17 protein-coding genes and 1 tRNA gene are annotated in these 19,923 nt (G+C 67.7%); 4 read left to right on the forward strand and 14 right to left on the reverse strand.

From position 1 onward, the window contains the following. Positions 1 to 6: 6 nt before the first annotated feature. Positions 7 to 474, reverse strand: a complete 468-nt coding sequence (locus ACZ5J1_RS16470) for a GatB/YqeY domain-containing protein (RefSeq protein ID WP_464560620.1) — start codon at positions 472 to 474, stop codon at positions 7 to 9. A 17-nt stretch (positions 475 to 491) separates the two neighbouring features. Between ACZ5J1_RS16470 and ACZ5J1_RS16475 the strand changes: the two genes are divergently transcribed. The 4 genes from ACZ5J1_RS16475 (at position 492) to ACZ5J1_RS16490 (ending at position 3,099) form a co-directional block, all read left to right on the forward strand. After that, a complete protein-coding gene (locus tag ACZ5J1_RS16475; protein WP_464560621.1) occupies positions 492 to 1,436 on the forward strand; it encodes a metallophosphoesterase in 945 nt (314 codons plus the stop codon). Positions 1,437 to 1,514: 78 nt separating this feature from the next. After that, positions 1,515 to 1,588: transfer RNA gene (locus ACZ5J1_RS16480), tRNA-Pro, on the forward strand. A gap of 92 nt (positions 1,589 to 1,680) precedes the next feature. After that, positions 1,681 to 2,283, forward strand: a complete 603-nt coding sequence (locus ACZ5J1_RS16485; protein ID WP_464560622.1) for a class I SAM-dependent methyltransferase — start codon at positions 1,681 to 1,683, stop codon at positions 2,281 to 2,283. A gap of 390 nt (positions 2,284 to 2,673) precedes the next feature. Further along, positions 2,674 to 3,099 (forward strand): DUF6325 family protein, encoded by a 426-nt coding sequence (locus ACZ5J1_RS16490; protein ID WP_464560623.1) that lies wholly within the window; start codon positions 2,674 to 2,676, stop codon positions 3,097 to 3,099. A 10-nt stretch (positions 3,100 to 3,109) separates the two neighbouring features. Here the strand turns inward: ACZ5J1_RS16490 and ACZ5J1_RS16495 are convergent, their stop codons facing one another. The 13 genes from ACZ5J1_RS16495 to ACZ5J1_RS16555 form a co-directional block, all read right to left on the reverse strand. Continuing rightward, entirely contained in the window at positions 3,110 to 3,640 is a 531-nt protein-coding gene (locus ACZ5J1_RS16495) for a hypothetical protein (RefSeq protein ID WP_464560624.1), read from the reverse strand. After that, entirely contained in the window at positions 3,637 to 4,323 is a 687-nt protein-coding gene (locus ACZ5J1_RS16500) for a hypothetical protein (RefSeq protein ID WP_464560625.1), read from the reverse strand. Before ACZ5J1_RS16500 ends, ACZ5J1_RS16495 begins: the two co-directional genes overlap by 4 nt. Then, positions 4,320 to 5,489 carry an MCE family protein gene (locus tag ACZ5J1_RS16505; RefSeq protein WP_464560626.1) on the reverse strand — a complete coding sequence of 390 codons (1,170 nt, stop codon included), beginning with the start codon at positions 5,487 to 5,489 and terminating at the stop codon, positions 4,320 to 4,322. The genes ACZ5J1_RS16500 and ACZ5J1_RS16505 overlap by 4 nt, the downstream gene beginning before the upstream one ends. A gap of 11 nt (positions 5,490 to 5,500) precedes the next feature. Next, positions 5,501 to 6,901, reverse strand: a complete 1,401-nt coding sequence (locus ACZ5J1_RS16510; protein WP_464560627.1) for an MCE family protein — start codon at positions 6,899 to 6,901, stop codon at positions 5,501 to 5,503. Further along, complete coding sequence (locus ACZ5J1_RS16515) at positions 6,898 to 7,947, reverse strand: MCE family protein (RefSeq protein WP_464560628.1); 1,050 nt, start codon at positions 7,945 to 7,947, stop codon at positions 6,898 to 6,900. Before ACZ5J1_RS16515 ends, ACZ5J1_RS16510 begins: the two co-directional genes overlap by 4 nt. Then, a complete protein-coding gene (locus ACZ5J1_RS16520) occupies positions 7,944 to 8,960 on the reverse strand; it encodes an MCE family protein (protein ID WP_464560629.1) in 1,017 nt (338 codons plus the stop codon). Before ACZ5J1_RS16520 ends, ACZ5J1_RS16515 begins: the two co-directional genes overlap by 4 nt. Continuing rightward, complete coding sequence (locus ACZ5J1_RS16525; protein WP_464560630.1) at positions 8,960 to 10,015, reverse strand: MCE family protein; 1,056 nt, start codon at positions 10,013 to 10,015, stop codon at positions 8,960 to 8,962. Before ACZ5J1_RS16525 ends, ACZ5J1_RS16520 begins: the two co-directional genes overlap by 1 nt. Beyond that, on the reverse strand, positions 10,012 to 11,370 hold the full coding sequence (locus ACZ5J1_RS16530; RefSeq protein ID WP_464560631.1) for an MCE family protein: 1,359 nt from the start codon (positions 11,368 to 11,370) through the stop codon (positions 10,012 to 10,014). Before ACZ5J1_RS16530 ends, ACZ5J1_RS16525 begins: the two co-directional genes overlap by 4 nt. Then, positions 11,367 to 12,185: an MlaE family ABC transporter permease gene (locus tag ACZ5J1_RS16535; protein ID WP_464560632.1), complete on the reverse strand. Its 819-nt coding sequence runs from the start codon at positions 12,183 to 12,185 to the stop codon at positions 11,367 to 11,369. Before ACZ5J1_RS16535 ends, ACZ5J1_RS16530 begins: the two co-directional genes overlap by 4 nt. Before the next feature lie 85 nt (positions 12,186 to 12,270). After that, complete coding sequence (locus ACZ5J1_RS16540; protein WP_464560633.1) at positions 12,271 to 14,031, reverse strand: ABC transporter permease; 1,761 nt, start codon at positions 14,029 to 14,031, stop codon at positions 12,271 to 12,273. Between the two features lie 169 nt (positions 14,032 to 14,200). Further along, the gene (locus tag ACZ5J1_RS16545; protein ID WP_464560634.1) at positions 14,201 to 15,139 is read right to left on the reverse strand and encodes a hypothetical protein; all 939 of its coding nucleotides are present in this window, start codon (positions 15,137 to 15,139) and stop codon (positions 14,201 to 14,203) included. A gap of 134 nt (positions 15,140 to 15,273) precedes the next feature. Continuing rightward, entirely contained in the window at positions 15,274 to 17,193 is a 1,920-nt protein-coding gene (locus ACZ5J1_RS16550) for a hypothetical protein (protein ID WP_464560635.1), read from the reverse strand. 165 nt (positions 17,194 to 17,358) lie between these two features. Further along, entirely contained in the window at positions 17,359 to 19,893 is a 2,535-nt protein-coding gene (locus tag ACZ5J1_RS16555; protein WP_464560636.1) for a lamin tail domain-containing protein, read from the reverse strand. Positions 19,894 to 19,923: the final 30 nt, after the last annotated feature.

Raw genomic sequence — 19,923 nt, forward strand, 5'->3', positions numbered from 1 at the left:
CGGGCGTCAGGCGCCGAGCTGGCGCTTCACCTCAGCCGACACGAAGCTGCCGTCGGCACGCCCCTTCGTCTGGGGCTGCAGAGCACCCATCACGCGGCCCATCGCCCGCATCCCGTCACCGGCCACGCCGAGGTCGGCGATGGTGGCGGTGACCAGCTCGACGATCTCGGTCTCACTCAGCTGCGGCGGCAGGTAGTCGGCGATCACGGCGGCCTCGGCGACCTCCTTGGCCGCAGCCTCGAGACGGCCGCCGTCCTCGAACGCGACCGCGGCCTCGCGCCGCTTCTTGGCCTCGCTCGAGAGCACGTCGATCACCTGGGCGTCGGTCAGCACGATCGCCTCCTTGCCAGCGACCTCCGCGTTGGTGATCGCAGTGAGCACCATCCGGAGGGTGGAGGAGCGGATCTCATCCCGGGCCTTGATCGCGGCGGTGAGGTCGGTACGGATCGTCTCCTTGAGGGTCATGAACCCCATTGTGGCAGCCTTGCTCCATGGCGCCCGCCTCCATTCTTCGCCGTACGGCGACCGCGACCGCACTCGCTGGGGTCGGTGCGGTCGCGTACGCCCACTGGGAGGCCCGCCAGTACACGTTGAAGCGGGTCACGCTGCCGGTGCTGCCCGCCGGCGCCGACCCGATCCAGGTGCTGCACCTGTCGGACATCCACCTGGTTCCGTCGCAGACCAAGAAGCTCGAGTGGCTGGCCGGGCTGAGCGTCCTGCGCCCCGACCTGGTGATCAACACCGGCGACAACCTGGCCCACCGCGACGCGATCCCACCGCTGCTCGACGCCCTGGGCGGGCTGATGGAGGTTCCGGGCGTCTTCGTGCTCGGGTCCAACGACTACTTCGAGCCGGGCATGCGCAACCCGCTGCGGTACGTGCTGCCCGATGACGGCCACCGCGCGACCCACACGCCGTCGCTGCCGTGGCGCGACCTGGCGGCCGGGTTCTCCGGCGGCGGCTGGCTCGACCTGAGCAACCGGCTTGACACCCTGGAGGTCGGTGGAGTCTCGATCGCCTTCGCCGGCGTCGACGATCCGCACCTGAGCTACGACCGCCTCGAGGACGTCGCCGGTCCGGCCGACCGCACCGCCGACGTGCGTCTCGCAGTCACGCACGCGCCGTACCGGAGGGTGCTGGACCAGTTCGCCGGCGACGGGTACGACGCGATCATCGCCGGGCACACGCACGGCGGGCAGTGGCGGCTGCCGTGGCCCGGCGGCTCGCGTGCCCTGACCACGAACTGCGACCTCGACACGGCCCGCGCGCGAGGGCTGCACCGTCATCCCGCACAGTCCCAGCCCGGCGACCCGGGTTCGGCCTGGTTGCACGTGTCGGCGGGCCTGGGCACGAACCCCTACCTCCGGATGCGGATCGCGTGCCGCCCCGAGGCGACCCTGCTGACCCTGGTGCCGGCGGTCCCGTCCGGGGACTGATCCCGATTACGGGTGCGCCGGGGTGTTCCGGTACGCTCCCATGCTTGTGAGTCGGCATCCTCGGATGGCGGGGCACATCGGGGTGTGGCGCAGTTTGGTAGCGCGCTACGTTCGGGACGTAGAGGCCGCAGGTTCAAATCCTGTCACCCCGACCGACCGGTGAGGGCCAGCGGAAACGCTGGCCCTCGTCGCATTTCCGCGGATCAGGTCGATGGTGAGCCTCCGGATTCCCTAGAGTCCGCGCATGCAGCCGAGCGACGTCCAGCGGGCCTACTCGCGGATGTCCAGCCGGTACATCGACCTCTTCGCGTCCGGCAGCCACGAGCACGTCGACGACCTCCGGCTGATCGTGCGCCACCTGGGCGGTCTGTCAGGCACCGTCGCCGACCTGGGCTGCGGTCCCGGCCATCTCACGGGGCTCCTCCAGTCCACGGGCGCAAACGCCCACGGCATTGACCTCGTCCCCGAGTTCATCGACCACGCCCGTCGTGCCCAGCCATCGGCCACGTTCGATCTCGGTTCCGTCATGGACCTGCCCTTCGAGGACGGGACGGTCGCCGGTGCCCTGGCCTGGTACTCGCTCATCCACCTCGATGCCCAGGAGCTGGCCGCGGCTCTCACCGAGATCAGGCGAGTTCTCGGGAGCGGCCGCCCACTCGTGGTCGGATTCTTCGTGGGCGAGGTCAGCGACACCTTCGCGCACAAGGTCATCACCGCTCGTCGCTGGCCGATCGATGCCATGGCGGCGCATCTCGAGGCCGCGGGTTTCGCCGAGGTCGAGCGCCTCGAGCGCGGGCAGAACGGCGATCGGCGCCCCCACGGAGCCCTGGCTGCCCTGACCGCCTGAGTCGAACCGCACAGGCTGTGTCACTTCGAAGGCACGACGAGCTGATCCGGGTCCCGAACAGCACACGGTGCGTCGTTACGACGATCCCATGGGTTCCGCCGCGGCCGTCGCTGCGCGATGCTGAACGCATGGTCGTGCTGGTACCGAGGCAGCTGCGGTTCACGGGGATGACGGGCGCCGTCCCGTACTACGGCGGGCGGTCACCCCCAGCCAGGCGTACGCCGCCTCGCACCCTGCACCGCCTCCGGCAGCTCCGGCACCGCCCGCCGCTACTGCGCCGCCGAGTCCTGCTCAGACGCCCGCCGAGGCGCGCGAGGCGCTGGCGGGACTGCACCGGTCCGGCGTCATCGACCAGGCGGAGCACGATCGGCTGATCGCCCGGATCACACCGTGAGTGCGCCCGTCCAGGTCCTGGTCCTCGGCTTCGAGGAGCCGTCGTTCTCGGGTGCCGTCCTCGACGAGCTCACCCGACTGCGCGAGGCCGGAGTGGTCCGACTGGTCGGCCTGCTCCTCGTCAACCGCGACGCGGACGGCACGTTCGACACCCTCGAGCCACCGGCGGGCGTCCCGCCCGAGCTCCACCGGGCTGCCGCCGAGCTCCTCGGCGAGGAGCGCAGCGACGGAGCGAGCGTCGACGTGTCGGACCAGTCCTGGTCGCTCGCCGATCTGGTGGCGCCGGGTTCGGCCGCGGCGGTCGCGCTGATCGAACACACCTGGGCCGTGCCGCTCGTCGGCGCCATCGGTGCGGCCGGGGGCCACCTGCTCGGGGAGCTGTGGCTCTCCCCCGAGGACCGCGCCCGACTGTCCGCGCCCTGACCACCTGGGTTCAGAGCGGCTTCAGCCCGGTGATCACCCAGTGGGAGCCCTTGCGCTCGGCCGTCACGCTGAGCTGTGCCGCCGACACGGACGCCTGCGCATCCTTGGCGCGCGTGCTCCTCTGGTCGACGAAGACCAGCATCGAGGCTCGCGAGGCGGTCAGCTCCCGGACTCCTGCCACCCTGACCTCCGCCGACAGCGTCAGCTTCTGGCCGGGTGCCCGCTCCTCGAGGCTCGCGAACAAGGTGTCGTACTCCTGGCGAGCCTGCCCACTCAGCACCCGGTCGGCGAACGCCCGAGTGGCGTCGGGTTGGGTGTAGTCGAAGCTGAGCACCTGGGTCAGCCCCTGGGAGACGGTCTTGACCGCATCCTCCTGGACCTCGGTGGCGAGCAGAGCCCGGTTCGTCAGGGAGGGGTCCTGGCGGAGCTCGTGCGCCCGCCAGCCCAGAACGGCAGCCGTGAGGAGGAGGACGACCGACAGACCCACCACCGTCAGCCGGAGCGGACCTGCGGAACGGATCGTCGCGAGCGCCGTCTTCACAGTCCCACCGCCACTTGCTGCAGGTTCTCGATCTTCCAGTGACCGTTCACGAGCACCAGGTCGGCGGAGAATCGGTTGCGCTTCACGGTCGGTTCCACGTTCGGGTCGTCCTCACTGACGGTCACCTCGACGGCTGCGATCAGGGTCGCCGTACGATCCGACAGCTCGGAGAGGGCGGCCTCAACGACGCGGCCGGTCGCGATCTTGCCCTGATCGGCCAGCATCTTCTCCTCGTCGGCGCCGATCGAGACCAGCTGATCGTGCAGGACACCCGTCGAGACCGTCTGCCACGCCTTGATACCCGCGGCCACGTTCCGATGATCCATCGAGGTCATCGTCACGACCCCGGCGGTGCCCTCGATCAGGGCGTCGTCGCGCAGCGCAGCGCGGTCTCGGTCAGGGTCGTGCGCGACCGAACGCCAGGAGATGAACGCCAGGACGGCCGCAATCAGGGAGATCACGAGCAGGGCCCAGATCGGCCCGCCCAGCCCAGACTGGCGACGCCGCGGCGGCACATCGTCCCCGCCTGGATCTGCGACCTCGTCGACAATCTCGGGGTCGGCCTCAGTCGTCACGACCGGCTCTGCCGCGGTGCCACGCCCGGAGCGCCGGCCCCGGAACGTGAACGGCGCCGTCGACCCCTCCTCGACCGCGGACTCCTCCATCGATTCGTCGATGCTCATCGCGCGCCTCCCATCAGATCCTCCAGGCTGTCGGCCGCTCCAGCCAGAGTGGATCGGGAGCTGGTGCCCTGCTTGCCGGTCCCGCGCCGGGCGGCCTGGGGTCCCCGCACGTTCACTCCGGACGATGGTGCCATCGTGCAGCCGGCTTTGGTGTTGAACGGCTTACCTGGGCTGGTATCGAGGCCACCCCGCATCGTCGTGCTCTCATACCCCTGGACGCACGGCATCGGGCTGAAGAAGGTCGGTTCCAGACCCGAACGCATCCCCTGTCCGGTCATGACGGCGTACGTGATCGAGATGCCCTCAGGCAGCCGGATCATCGTCTCCTTGACGCCATCGGCGTTGGCCCCGAAGACCTCGGCGGTCGACACGAGGTTGCCCATCAGCTGGCCGAGTGGCTGGCCCACGGTCCGGAAGAGCTCGTCCAGCTGCCGGGCCGAGGCCGGGGTCTGCTCGATCAGCTGCCGCCAGGACGCGTCGTGCTCGACGAGCGTGTCCGCCAGCAGGCTCATGTCCTTGCTGAAGCTCTTGAAGCTCGAGGCCGCTGCCTCCTGGGTGGCCAGCACCTTTCCGGAGTTCTCGATCAGGCTGACCGTGACCAAGAAGTTGCGGTCCGCCGTGCGGGCGAACTCCGACGAGGTCTCCACCAGGCGAGCGAGGTTCTGCCCGTTGCCACGGGTGAACTCGTACGCCTCGTCGACGACGGTGTTCAGCTCCTCGGACGGAACCGAGGAGATCATGTCCCGGCTGCTGCGCAGCAAGCCGTCGATGGAAGGCGGCAGTCCTGCTGCCGTCATCGTCAGGTGCGCCCCGTCGCTGAGCTTCGTCCCCTCCACCGAGCCTCCACGGAGGTCGAGGTACTGCTCGCCGATCGCCGAGCGGTCCACCACCCGGGCCTCGACCTCGGCCGGCATCTCGGGGGCACCTCCCTCGATCCGCAGCACGGCGGTGGCTCCGTCGCGGTTCGCCGTCAGGGACTGCACCCGGCCGACCGGGACGCCGCGGTAGGTCACCTCGGAGTTCTTGAACAGACCGCCGGCCCCGGGCATGTCGACGGTGACCTGGTAGCCGCCGACGTAGCGGTCGAGGCCGACGTAGTGCAGCGCCAGGAAGGCGGTCGTGACCAGAGCGATGATCATGAACACGACGACCTTGGTCTTGGTCATGAAAGTCAGCATCAGCGCGCCTTCCTCGACGGGACCTGCACCGACCGTTGAGCCAGACCGGGAAGCGCCGAGTCAGTCGGCGGCAGCAGGGTCGGCGACGGGTCGGGATCGGCCAGGCTCGTTGGCGCGCTACCGCTCGGGCTCGGGTCAGCGCTTGCACTCGTGTCAGCCGACGCGCTCTCCGACGGGCTCGGTGACAACGTCCCGGATGGGCTCGCCGATGCGGAGAGCGACGGCCCTGAGCTGGTCGGGGCGTTGGTCGCATCCGAGAGTCCGGCGGCCGCCGCCGATGAGGGGGTCGCGCTGGCGTTCGGGTCCACCACGACGAACGGCGGCCGGTTCCCGGTATCGGGAAGCTGTGGCCACGGACACCCGAACCCGGCACAGCTGTCAGGCAGTGAGGTGTAGTTCGCGGTCGCGAAGACGTTGAGGTAGTCACCCTTGATCGCGCCCAGCACCGAGTCGGGGAACGGGTAGGTGAGCAGCATCTCGAGAGAGTTGGGCAGCGCGGCCCCTGAGGCTGCGAGCTCACGCAGGATCGGCTCCAGGAGCCGCAGGTCCTCCGTCATCTCCTGCTGCGAGGCGTTGAGGGTCCGCACGCTGACCGTGCTGAGCCGGTCGAGCGAGCTCAACATCTTCACCAGGTCCCCGCGCTGGTCGGAAAGCACCTTCATGCCCGGGCTGAGGCCCTCGAGCACCTGGGTGATCTTGTCCTTGTCCTGGTCGAGCGTCGACGACAACGTCGCGAGCGAGTCCAGGGCGTCGGTGATCGCGCCCTTGCGAGCATCCAGGCTGGTCATGAAGACCTCCATGTTGCGCAGGAAGCCGCGGATCTCCTCCGGTCGACCTGACGACACCTGCTGCAGCTCGCGGGAGATGTTCTGGAACTGCCCGACGCCGCCACCGTTGATCACCATCGATAGCGCTCCGAGGACCTCCTCGACCTCGGCGACCTGGCTGGTGGAGGCGACCGGGATGTTCGCGCCGTCAGCCAGCGAACTGGCCGCTCCGGAGGCAGCAGTCTCGGGGCGGATCAGGGCGACGTACTTCTCCCCGAGGAGCGATGTCTGCTGTAGCCGTGCCGTGGTTCCCGAAGGCAGGTCGACGTCACGTCGCAGGACCAGCTCGACGCGTGCACTGCGCCCGTCCGGGTTGAGCTTGATCGTGGCGACCCGCCCGACGGCGATGTTCTCCACCTTGACGCTGCTCTGCGGCACCAGGTCGACGGCATCGGCGAAGTCGGCGGTGATCGTCACCGGGTTCGACCCGACGTCGGCTCCGCCGGGCAACGGCGTGGTGTAGAGGTCCTTCCCCAGACCGCATCCCGACAACGCGAGGGTCAGACCGACGCCGAAGGCTGCGATCGCAGCGGCCCGCCGCTGGCCCGGACGAGTGCGGTTGCTGGTCCTCATCGGCCCTTCCGTTCGTTGTCGAGCATGGTCGGCGGCGCGTTGCTGGAGCTCTGCGCGGTTAGCCCGTCGGTGCTCCACACGGAGACCTCGTTGACGTTGCCGCGGCCCCCGATCACGTTGTGCGTCGGGTCGTAGGCATCGCTGAGGTTGTGCAGCAGAAGCGGCGCCAGACGAACGGTCTCATCGAGCGACTCGTGGTTCTTGGCGAGCTTCCTGGCCGTCGGCAGCAGACCTTCGAGGCTGCCCTGCAACTGGGCCCGGTGGTCCCGGATGAAGTCGTCGAGGACGCTCATCGCTTCGGCCAGGTTGTCGGCCGCGGCACCGAGGTCCTCCCGATCGTCGGCCAGGTATCCAGCGACGTCAGCGAATTGGGTGTTCACCTTCGCCACGGCGCTGTCGTTGTCCGCCAGCATCTGGTTGAGCTGATCGAGGTTGGCGATCGTGGCGAAGAAGCTCTCGTCGATGCTCGACATCGTCGACGTCGCCTTGCCGAATTCGCGGACCATCGTGTTCATGTTTGCGCCCTGGCCATCGAGGTTTGCCGCGGCGACCTTGAGGAGCTCGCTGAGTGCGCCGTGCTTGTTCGCACCGTTCGGCCCCAGAGCGTCGGCGAAGTCCTTCAGACCCGCGTACAGATCGTCGATCTCGACCGGCACCGCGGTGCGATCACGCTCGAGCACCGTGCCGCTCTTGAGTTGGGCTGTGCCCGAGCCCTTGACCCACGGCTCGGTGAGCTGGACGAAACGGTCGCTGACCATCGTCGGGGCGATGATCACCGCCTTCGTGTCTGCGGCCACCGCTTGGTCGGGATCGAGCTCCATCTGGACCCGCACGTTGTCACCTTCGGCGCTCACCTCCGTGACCTTGCCGACCGGCACGCCGAGCACCTGCACGTCGGACCCGGGATAGAGGCCCACGGTCGAGTCGAACAGCGCGGTGAGGCGGACCGGATCGGGTCGGAGCATCAGGTGGAGACCGAGTCCCGCGGCTGCGACCATCGCAACGATGACCGCGATCGCTGACCATCGGCTGGCGAACCGCTTCACTGGGCACCTCCGGGCGGGTAGCAGTTTCGAACCACGTCGTTGTCCAGCACCGGGTTCTTGTCCTTGTCGAAGAGTCCGCAGAGGTACGCATCGACCCAACGGCCGTTGCCGGTCGCAGCACCCAGCACCCGGTAGTAGGGCCCGAGCTGAGTGAGGGCCTTGTCCAGGTTCGCTTGGTTGCGGTTGAGGATCTCGGTGACCCCGTCGAGCTTGGCCAGTGCGGGTGCCAGCGTCTTGTCGTTGTCGTCGACCAGGCCGTGCAGCTGGGTGCCGAGGTTGGCGGTGCCGGTCAGCAAGGTGTGCACCGAGTCGCGCCGCTGCTGCAGCTCGCCGAGCAGGTCGGATCCGTCGGTGATCAGGCTGGCCAGCTCGGCGTTCCGGCTGGCCAGCGTGCCCGTGACACCCTCAGTCGCCTCGAGGAGACCCCCGAGCTCGTCGTCACGGGAGGAGATGGTGCGGGACAGGTCGGTCAGCCCGCTGACCATCCTTCGCACCGACTCCGGAGTGTCCTTGAAGGCCACTGCAAGCGCCTCGAAGCTGGCCTCCATCTGATCGGTGTCGATCTCGTTGAAAGTGGTCGACATGTCCGAAACCGCTGCGTTGACGTCGTACGGCGTCGTGGTCCTGTCCAACGGGATCGACCCGTGCAGCGAGCCGCTGCCGAGGGGATCCAGCGAGACGAACTTCTGGCCCAGCATGGTCTTGACCTTGATCGCTGCGGTGGTTGCGTCCTTCAGGTGCACGCCCTTGGCTTGGAAGCTGACCACGACCTGCTTGCCGTCGAGCTGCACGTCGGTCACCTCGCCGACCCTGACCCCGGCGACTCTGACCTCGTCTCCCGGACGCAATCCGCCGGCCTCGGTGAAGACCGCGCTGTACGTCTTGCCCGCGCCGACGATCGGAAGCGAGCTCATGTTGAGCACGCCGTAGAAGACGACACCCATGGTGATCAGGCCGACGATCGCGATCACGACGCGGTTGCGTTCAGCGAACGACACGGGGTAGCGGGACATCAGCGGCACCTCCCGGCAACGGGCTGTGCACCCAGGTCGCCCATGTAGCCCTCAGCCATCGGAATCCGTCCGTCCATCGAGCACAGGTAGAAGTTGAGCCAGGAGCCGTAGCTCGCGGTGCGGCCGATCCGGTCGAGCTTGATCGGCAGCATCTGGAGGAAGTTCTCGACCTCGTGGCTGTGCTGGTTGAGATTCGCCGAGATGGCCCCGAGGTCGTTGATCGATGCTCGGATGGAGGGGCGAGTGTCCTCGAAGAGGGTGGCGACCTTGCTGGTCAGTTCGCCCATCCCGGTGATCGAGTCCCCGATCGCCGCTCGGTCCTGGGCGAGCCCGGAGACCAGCTGCTGCATGGTGACCAGCGTCGTGTCCAGCTGCCCGGATCGATCGTTCACCGTGCTCATCACGCTGCTCAGGCTGGTGATCAACTCACCGATCACCTGGTCCTTCTGGGCGAGGGTCGACGTGACGCTGGCGGTGCTGCTGAGCAGTCCGTCGACAGTCGCGTCCTCTCCTTGGAAGACGGCGACGATCTGCTCACTGAGCTTGTTGACGTCGTCGGCGTCCAGCATCCGCAGCAGCGGACGGAACCCGTTGAAGAGCAAGGTCAGGTCCAGGGCGCCGCGCGTCTCCTCAAGCCCGAAGACGTGGCCCGGCGCGATGGCCGGCTTCGCGGACACCGTGGTGGCGGTGGTCAGGTCCGGCTGCTCGACTGCCAGGTAGCGCTGGCCGACGAGGTTGCGGAACTTGACCTGGATCCGAGTGCCGGCGTCGAGTCGCACCCCCTTGCGGATGGTGAACTTCACCTTCGCCAGCCTGTTCTGGGTGAGGCCGACGTCCTGCACGGTCCCCACCTTGACTCCGACCATCCGGACGTCGTCACCACGGTTGACGCTGGTGGCGTCGCTGAACACGGCCGTGTAGGTCTTCATCTCCCCGGCCGAGCTGTTTCGGATGGTGCTGGCGAGCACCGCGGTGGCGGCGACGGTGACCAGGGTGAAGACCAGGCTCTTGATCCCGATGCTCCACAGCCCGCCGTGATTGACGTCCCTGCTCACTTCAGCACCACCTTCGTGTTTCTCAAGGTCGGACCCAGCAGCAAGCTGTTCCAGTCCGGATAGTCGGCGGGCGCGATCCCCTGGGTGGGCCCGACGAGCTCAGAGATCAGCTGGTTCTCCCCCGGAGAGTTCGCGTCACCGAGTCCGACCAGGGCACGCAGGTAGGACTCAGCGTTGGCCCCCGGCGGCGGTCCGATCTGAACCGGCGTCGCGGCGGCGGGGTCGGTGACGGTGGCGGTCGACCTCGGCCACACGGCGGTGTCAGCAGGCGTTGCCGCACTCTCGCGGGCGGCCGATGTTCCGACGTGGCCGGTCACGTAGGGACACCGCGGCGGTGGGGTGCCCTTCGTGTACTGCACGTCGTCGGTGCCGACGAGGTACTTGCTCCGTGCCGGCATCACGGTGAGGACCGCGTGCATGCCGGGCTCGCCGGTCCCTGCGCCGAGTGCCTGCTCCATCCGCGGCTTGAAGTCAGCCACCGCCTTGAACAGGCAGGGGAACTGCGCCGCGTACGGCGAGCTCGCCCGCAGCGCGTCCCGACTCTGCTCCGAGAGCACCACGATGGTGTCGTGCTGGTCGGCCACCCACCCCCTCGTGGTGTCCGCCGAGCTGATCACGCTGGCGTAGACGTCGCGCAGGTTCGCCTGTTCGTCAACCAGGGTCTGGGTACTGGTCGTCATCGTGCTGACCGCTTCCAGCAGGTCGGGTGCGGCGATGTTCCACTGGTCGGCGACCCGCGCGAGCTGGGCGAAGTCCTCGGTCATCTGCGGGACCTTCGGGTTCAGCTTCTCCACGTAGTGCGACCAGGCGACCATCGAGTCACCGAGTGCAGCACCCTGGCCCTGCAGCATCTGGGCGAACTCGCCAAGCGTCGCGGCGAGCTTCTCCGGCTGGATCGCCTTGAGTGTCGGCAGCATGGCGTCGAGGACCTGTTGCAGCTCGGCTGCCTCGGCCGTGGCGTCCTGGTGGATCACGTCACCCGCCTCGAGCGTGGTGCTGCTCGGCTGGTCCGGGACCACCAGGGCGACGTACCGCTCGCCGAACATGGTCTTGGGCAACAGCCGTGCGACAGCGTTGTCCGGCACCTTGGCGAGGACGTCGGGGTCGAGCGCCAACCGAAGGTCAGCGCCCTCGTCCGTCGCCGAGATCTTGGCGACGGTCCCGACCGGGACCCCGTTCAACTTGACGTCCGAGCCGACCTGGAGGGCGTTCCCCACCACGTCGGTGCGCAGGACGATGTCGCGGTGCGGGACGAGCACCCGCTGGTAGGCGAGGAAAGCGACTGCCAGGCCACCGCCGAGCAAGGAGAGCGCTAAGACCCCGAGCAGCAGGTCGCGCAGGCGTCCGGCGCTCATCCGGCGATCCTCACCGTCGTGACGGCACCCCACAGCGCCATCGACAGGATCAGGTCGAGCACGGCGACCGAGACCAAGCTGCGGCGGACTGCACGACCGACGGCGACACCGACGCCGGCAGGGCCGCCGGAGGCCTGGTAGCCCATCCGGCAGTGCACCAGGATGATCATCACCGAGAAGATCAGCACCTTGACGAACGAGAGCAGGATGTCGATCGGGGGCAGGAACAGGTTGAAGTAGTGGTCATAGGTGCCGGCCGACTGTCCGTAGACGAAGACCGTGATGAAACGGGCGCCCCCGTAGGACGTCAGCAACCCGATGACGTAGAGCGGGATGATGGCGACGAACCCGGCGATCACTCGGGTCGTGATCAGGTAGGGCACGGGTGAGACAGCCATCGCACGCAGGGCGTCGACCTCCTCGTTGATCCGCATCGCACCCAGCTGGGCGGTGAAACCGGAGCCGACCGTGGCCGAGAGAGCGAGTGCGGCCACCATGGGCGCCACCTCGCGGGTGTTGAAGTAGGCCGAGATGAATCCGTTGAGTGCCGACGCGCCGATCTGGTCGAGGGCGGCGTACCCCTGCATCCCGACCACGAATCCGACCGAGAGCGTCATCCCGAGCATCACGCCGATCGTGCCTCCGATCACGGCGAGAGCGCCGGAGCCGAAGCTGACCTCCGAGAGCAGCCTCAGCACTTCCTTCGGATAGTGCTTGAGCGTCGCCGGGATCTGCTGGAGGACCTCGAGGTAGAACCGGAGGTTGGCGCCGAGATCGCTGAGGCCGTCGACCGGGCGACGGAGCCACCGTGGCACCACAGCATCCGAACTGCGCTTCCGCCTCGGGGTTCTCTGCTCGTACTCGAGCGGCGGGAACCGAAGGACTGGGTTCTCGGCCATCTCAGGCCCCCTTCATGGGAACGAGGGTCAGGTAAAGCCCGGTGAGGACGAAGTTGACGAAGAAGAGGAGCAGGAAGGTGACCACGACCGACTGGTTCACCGAGTCACCGACGCCCTTCGGCCCTGGCGCGGTGTTCAAACCGCGGTAGCAGGCGACGACGCCGGCCAAGAAGCCGAAGATCACTGCCTTGAGCTCACCGACCCAGAGATCGGAGATCTGGGCGAGCGCGGTGAAGCTGGACAGGTAGGCGCCCGGGGTGCCGTCTTGCAGGACGACGTTGAAGAAGTAGCCGCCCAGCACACCGACGACTGAGACCAGGCCGTTGAGGAGGACGGCTCCGGCGACGCAGGCCACGACCCGAGGCACGACCAGACGTTGCACCGGATCGAGGCCGATCACCTTCATGGCGGCGATCTCGTCACGGATGGTGCGTGATCCGATCTCAGCGCAGATGGCGGCCCCGCCCGCGCCGGCGATGACCAGGGTGGTGACGATCGGTGAAGCCTGCTGGACCACGGCCAGGACGCTGGCCGCGCCCGTGAACGACTGGGCGCCGATCTGCTTGGTGAGGGTGCCAAGCTGAAGTGCGATGACCGCGCCGAGCGGGATCGAGATCAGCATCGCTGGGATCCATGACACGCTCACCACGAACCAGAACTGCTCCAGGGCTTCCCGCCAGGCGAAGGGCCGCCGGAACGTGGCACGGACGGTGTCGAGCGCAAGGGCGAAAAGGGTGCCGGTCGCGTCGAGCGCCCGGACCGGGAGGCTCGGCTTCGGGATCGCTCGTGCTCGGTCATTCTCCTCGTCGTCGGCGACGTACAGAGCCGCCGCGCCCGAGTTGACCCGTTGACGGTGCCGTTCGGCGCTGGCCCGCGTGGCCCCCGAGCGCGGCGTCAGCTGGCGGGGCAGCACCTCGATCGCCCGAGCGCCGCTGTGCACGGCAGTCGATCCGGGATAGGCGCCGCCGTCGAAGCCGACCGGTTCGCTGCGCTTGTGGTCCGCCTCCTCGCTCATCCCGATCGGACCGTCGGGGTCGCCGCTCATGAACTGGCTGACCACGGGGTGGTCGGTCATCAGGAAGTGCTCGCGGGGCCCGAACATGACGAGCTCGCGGCGGTACAGCATCCCGAGGTTGTCGGGCAGCGTGCGGGCCAGCTCGATGTTGTGGGTGACGACCAGCATGGTGGCGTCGGTGGCGGCGTTGACCTCGATCAGCAGCTCCGCCAGGTTGGAGGTCCGCACCGGGTCGAGCCCGGAGTCGGGCTCGTCGATCAGGATGATCTCGGGATCTGTGACCAGCGAGCGGGCCAGGCCGGCGCGCTTCTTCATACCGCCGGAGATCTCGCCGGGGAGCTTGTGCTCCTGCCCGACCAGGCCGACCATCTCGAGCTTCGACATCACCACCTCCCGCACCTGGGACTCCTTGAGCTTGGTGTGCTCGCGGAGCGGGAAGGCGACGTTGTCGTAGACGTTGATCGAACCGAACAGGGCACCGTCCTGGAAGAGCACGCCGAACTTCTTGCGCAGCTCGAGCCGGCGGGACTCCCGCGCCGAGACCATGTCGACGCCGTCGATCAGGATCTGGCCCTCCTCGGGCTCCACCAACCCGATCAGGGACTTGAGGAAGACCGACTTCCCTGTGCCCGAGGGGCCCATCATCGCGGTGATCTCTCCCGGGGGAATCGTCAGCGTGACGTCGTGCCAGATGTTCTGGCGGCCGTACGTCTTGCTCAGCCCGATCACTTCCACGGATCCACCCACGGTGGGCCTCCTGCTTCGTCTGGTTTGGAGACCGGAGAGGTGACCTGGGTCACGTTCCGGCTGCGGCTTACTTTCCAGGCTCGTGGCCGGGCGCGGGAGCTTTTCTGGTCCGGTCCCGCAGAAGTCGGGCGGTTGTTGTCAGCGGCGTGACAACTCCCGATCCGTGAACTCAGTCGGTGGGACGCGCCGGGTACGCGAAGGGTTTCGGGCCGGGGCAGTTGGTGAGCTTCGGGGTCGACTGACCGGGTGCCGCCGGGGCGTTCACACCGTCCACGAAGATTCCGCACGGCGCTCCAGCGCGGGCAACGATCGGGTTGTCAGGTCCGGACGCTGCCAGCGTGATCAGGCTCGACATGTCGTCGCCCGTCTTCGTCGTGCATCCCTTGAAAGGCGGGATGGTGACCGTGCCGTGCAGTTCTCCGCCATAGGACGGGTGGAAGTAGGTGGACGGGTCGTGGCTTGCGAACCAGAGGCCCTCGTCGTTGTTCGTGACGGTGTACCCAGGGCTCGACATGCTCACCGGCGCCGGCTTGACCGTCCGGCAGTTCCCCGTGAGGCCGACGTCCACACCATCGATCTTGACGGCCAGGATCCGGACATTGAGAGCGTCGTTGACCAAGGCTGGCCCGTAGTAGTACCGGTAGGGGTTGAAGCTGACGATCGAGTTGTGCATGACGATGTGGAACGGAACGGGAAACCCGTTCGCTCGGCGTTGGCTCACTTGCACGGTGGCCTCGACCGGCATCAGCCCGAAGCCCACGGACCTGATCACCATCGGCTCCAAGTAGCCGTAGTTCTCCGGCGCACCCTCCGGTGAGACGAAGTACGTCTTGGCCCGCAGGAACTGGTCCTCGCCTCGTGGGTCTTCGAGGTTGGGCAGGTTGATCGCCTCGGAGGTCGCCATCCCCGCCGGCGTCCTGAACCACTGCTTCGCCCTCGTCGCGTAGGACATCCCGCCGGACGACGTGTTGGCCCAGCCACCGAAGGTGGCGTCAGGGAGTCCGGGGTACCAATCCTCGGCCTGCGAGGAGGACGGAAGTGCGAGTCCGATAGCAGCGCCGAGGGCCGCGACGAGGGTCCAGCGGCGCACCTGCTGTTTGCGACTCATGAGGGAACCATCGCGGGTGACCTGGGTCACAACAAGCGGATCCGGGAAACTCCTCCGCCCAGGAGGGCACTGTTGTCACTCTCATGACAAAGGAGGGGCCCCGGCTGCGCGGGGCCCCTCCAGTTCAGCCGGAGCTACTTCGACCTGACTTTCGTCGCCCGAGAGGTTGCCGGCACGTAGTACCCGCTGCCGAGGAACGTCACGGTCGCCGTCCAACTACCTTTCGGCAGTTTGGGCAACTTGCCGGAGGCATGGCCGTTGACCAGGGTCAGGGTGATCCTCTTCGAGGTCTTGGCCTTCTTCAGCACGACGGTCGCTTTTCCTGAGGCCTTCGCCAACCCAACGGCAGTCGGGACCGTCACGGTGAGAGTCCCCTTCTTCTTCGAGCTCGCCTTCGTCACCCGGACCGTCGGCGCGCCGGTTCGGCCCCTGCCGACGCTCAATGTCGCGCTGGCACTTCCGGGACCGAAGTCCGTGCCACCGGCGTACGTCGCCTTGACCGCGTGGTTGCCAGGGCCGGTGCCCGCAGCGACGGCGAACGACGCTCTGCCGCCGGCCAGCACCTTCACCCCGAGCGACTTGCCGTCGACCGTGAGGGACACACTCCCGCTCACACCGGCCACCGACGCCACCACCGTCGAAGCAGTCCCGTACACCCCCCGCGCCACCGCCAGTCCGACGGTTGCCGGGACCAGCACCTTGACCGCTGGCGAGGTCGAGGAGATCGTCGTCTGACCGGCCTTGGTCGCGGTCGAGGAGTAACTGATCTGCTGGCCGAGCCGGTCGGAGGTCAGCACCAGCGATGTCCCGGTCTCACCAGGGATCTCGGCACCGTCGGCCAGCCACTGCCCGGTGACGCTGTCGGGCGAGGCGGAGAACGTGCCGGGCGTCGCCGTGAGCGTCCCGCCCACCGTCGCAGCGCCTGCGACACGCGGCGCCGCGGCGCGCAGCATCTTCGTGACGATCACCCCGCCCGTCGGTACGGTCGGGTCACCGGCGCTTGAGTTGGAGTAGTGCCCGATAGCGATCTGTGCGATGTCCTGACCGTCCCACGTGGTCGGGACCGTTCCCGGGAGCTCGTAGTTCCTCCAGTAGTGGATCTTCCGCTGCCGGTCCACGATCGCTGCCTCATAAGTGCCAGGCCCGGACGCCAACAACACGGTGTCGTTGTTGGTCAGCTCCGCCGGCATGGCGGGCCCGTAACCGAAGGACATCGTCGTGTTGTTCGTCAGCAGCGCCAGGAAGTACTCGGAGTAGCCGACGATCGCCTTCACGCTTCCCGGCACCTTCAACGCCGAGGGCATACCCGAACCCGACAGCGTCTGCCCCCAGCTCGTCAGCGAGCCGTCAGGCTTCAATGCCACCCAGCTGTTGGTCCCGTTCACCGCGATGGCCGCCGCTTTCAGGCCCGCCGGTGGCGTGGCTGACTGCGACGGGGGTTGCGCGGTTCCCTTGAGCTGCCCCCAGGTCACCACCGAGCCGTCGGCTTTAATCGCCCCGGCCGAATAGGCACTGATCACGAGTTGCTTGACTCCGATCAACCCCGCCGGGACCTGCGCAGGGTTCGCTGTGGTGCGCTTCTTCCCCCACACGATCACGCGACCGTCGTCAGTGACGGCTCCGGCGTAACCGGCGGCGTAGGTGCCGGTCGTGATCTGCACGATCTTCTCCGCCTCCACCGCCGGCGGAATCACTTCGAGCTTGTCAGGATGTTTTCCCAGGCCGACCACATGACCGTCCGCGGTCAGCAGCAATGCCGAGCGCCCATCGGGGCGCACCACCTGCGAGATCGCAACGCCGTCCAACGACGCAGGGACCGTCGACTGGCCATAGGCGTTGTCACCCCAGAAACCGACCTCACCGGCCCGCTCCAGCGGCACCGCCATCCCTGGAGTGGTCAGCGGCGTCAGCTCCGCTGGATCCCACGCTGCTGCAGCACTCTCCTGGACACCGGCGCGGGCCGTGCCCGTGAGGCCCGTGGCACCCAATGCCAGCACTGCCGCCAGGACCACCCCGCTCCGGGCCGAACGACCCCTGATCAGCTCTCTGCGCATGTTCACTCCTCAATGTGACGTGAGACACACCGTAGGGCTCACTGGCCACCCGCACCCCGGCCTGGACCGAACCCGTCCCACAGCACCTGGGAACTTGTCATCGCCATGATGAAAACCGGCCCGGAACCGCGCTGGGCGGGTCCGGGCCGGTGCGTTGGTTCGGCGCTACCTGGCTCTGGCCGTGGCCGGGGAACGCCGCGTGGCGACCGCGTAGCCAGCAGCGTCTCCGGTCACCTTGACGGTGATCCGCTTGCCTCGGAACGCTCGTTTGACGACCAGCGTCGCACGATCGGCGCCGCGCACAGCATGGCCGTTGACATACCACTGGAAGCGGTAGCGGACTGCGGCCCCATCGGCCCTCCAGCCGCCCGGTCGGGCCACCAGCCGTCGCCCGACTGTGGCCTTGCCCTTGATGACTGGCCGGTGGGTCACGATCGTGCCGGCCCGCACCCGTGTAGTGGACGACGACTGCTCGGTCTCATCATCGAACCCGGCCTTGATACCTGTCACTCGGACGCTGATCGCCCGACCGAGCTGAGCGGTCCCAAGCCGGAGGGTGGATCTGGTCGCCCCGCGGATCGGCTGGCCGTCGGCGAGCCACTGGTACGCCAGCGTCACACCCGTCGGGCCCCAGCCGACAGCACGCGCGACGAGTGTCTTCCCGACCGCGGGAAGACCGCTGATCTGGGGCACCCGGGTCGTGAGTGAACCGTCGGTGATCCCCGTGCTGGCAGTCACGGTCGCCGACCGGAAGCCGCTCCGGACTCCGGTGACAACGAGCACGACCGTCCGACCGGCGAGGGTGGGGTCGGATAGTGACAAGGGTCCGTCAGCGCCGATCTCGGTTCCCTCTTCCCCGAGCGGTCCGGCGTCGAGCATCCACCGGTAGTGAACCGCCACCCCGGGACCCCATGTTCCGATCTGTGCGCTCAGAACGCCCGCCCCAATGGCTGGCGTGCCGACGATCACGGGAAGGGGGGTCAGCACCTGCGCCAGTTGCTGGTCGGCGTCGAGAGTGCCGCTCCACAATGAATGGCCGAATCGGTTCCCGTCGTCGGCCCAGAGCACCTCACGGACGCCGTCCTTCGCAGTCGCGGCGGGCGCGACAGCGAAACCTTCGAAGCCGTAGTCCGGCAGGTTCTCCGGTCGGAGGTAGTACCGGTCGTAACCGAAGTAGCCATCGACTCCGATCCGGAGCAGCGCCGTCGCGTTGAGGCACCTGTCATCGCAGTGGGCCCAGATCCGTCCCAGTTCGGCATCGAATGAAATGTCCATCACACCCACCAGGCCGGAACTGAAGTCCGCCACCCGAGTGAAGGTGTGGTCGCGATCGAACGCGAACAACCGCACCTGGCCGGTCTTCTCGATCGCGACTGCGAAGAGCCCCTCAGCGGCTTTCGCTGGGTACGCAGCCGGGTTGTACACAGAGTTCTCACCCGTCTTGAACCCGTTCGAGGTCAGGAAACTGTCCGGGAGGTAGGTGATTCCGTCCAGACCCATATCGGCGTCGTCGGCACCACTCAGGCCGAGATCAGGGGTCAGCACCCACTGGTCGGTGGCGACCAGGGTCGTGCCCGCTGCAGTCGGGTCGAATCGCAGGACCGAGTCCAGCGGTGTCCCAGGAACGGCATGGTCGCGCTCGGTGGTGACATAGAGCGAGCCCTCTGGCCCCACGGTGATCCCTTCGGTGTCCGGCACCCCGCCGCCGCCCGGAAAGCGGAGATCCTTGCCGCCGGCCCACCCGTCATCGGTATCCCTGATCCAGTCGCCACCCGAGTGGATCAAGCGGTACAGGTGCCCGGTGTCCTGCAGTGCGTAGAGGACCTCGGGGTCGTTGGGGTCGAGAACCAGTCCACTCAAGCCCCGATCTGCAACCGGGGTGGCCCAGGCGCATACTTCGTCGATGGTCCGCGGGGTGGAGTTCACCGGCCATTCGTACGGCGCCGGGTTGTCCTTCCTCTGGGGCCTCGGCCACCTCGTGTCGTCGGTGTCGCACGCCGATTCGGGACGCGAGGCGTCGCGGATGTCGCTCGGCGCCTGGGTTCCCTGGCTCGAGGCACCTGGCGAACCGATGCTGCCGAGCCTGCTGGCCCAACTGGCTTCAGCATCGTTGATCGCAGAGGTGTGCCAACCCGCGGTGCCGGACTGGGCACCAAGGTGGGCCGCATCGACCCAGGCCGACTCACCAGCTGACATGAACCCGGCGCCGTAGGAGACCGACTCGACCACGTGATCGCTGCCGTCGTAGATGGTGACCGTGTCCGGGCCCGCACTCAGGGTGCTGGTCTGAGCGTTGCTGATCACTCTGACCGAGTCCTTCAAGCCCCACTCGTCACGAAACCAGGTCGGCGAGAGATCGGTGATGATCACCGACTCGCCAGGCTCGATCGTTCCCAGCGAGGTCAGGGAAATACCGAGGACGTGATCAGAACCGCTGTCGTAGGACCAGCCGTTCACCTGGGCCGGTTCGTCACCAACGTTGGTCAGCTCGACGTACTCGCCGCTGCCGATGCCGTAGCGGGCGACCTGGCCCGTCGGCGAGAACTCAGTGATGCGAACGGCAGGTCCGCTGACCGCGTCCGCGCCCGCGGCCGGGACGACCGCTACGAGGGAGAAGGCACACAGCGCGCCGGCTAGGACAGCCGTGAGGGGTCTACCGAAGGATCGCAAGGTGGACTCTTTCGTCTCGGTCGGGCGCACACGCAGAGCGTGACGTAGGGCACACCGTAG

The organism is Nocardioides sp. JCM 18999, from assembly GCF_055391175.1.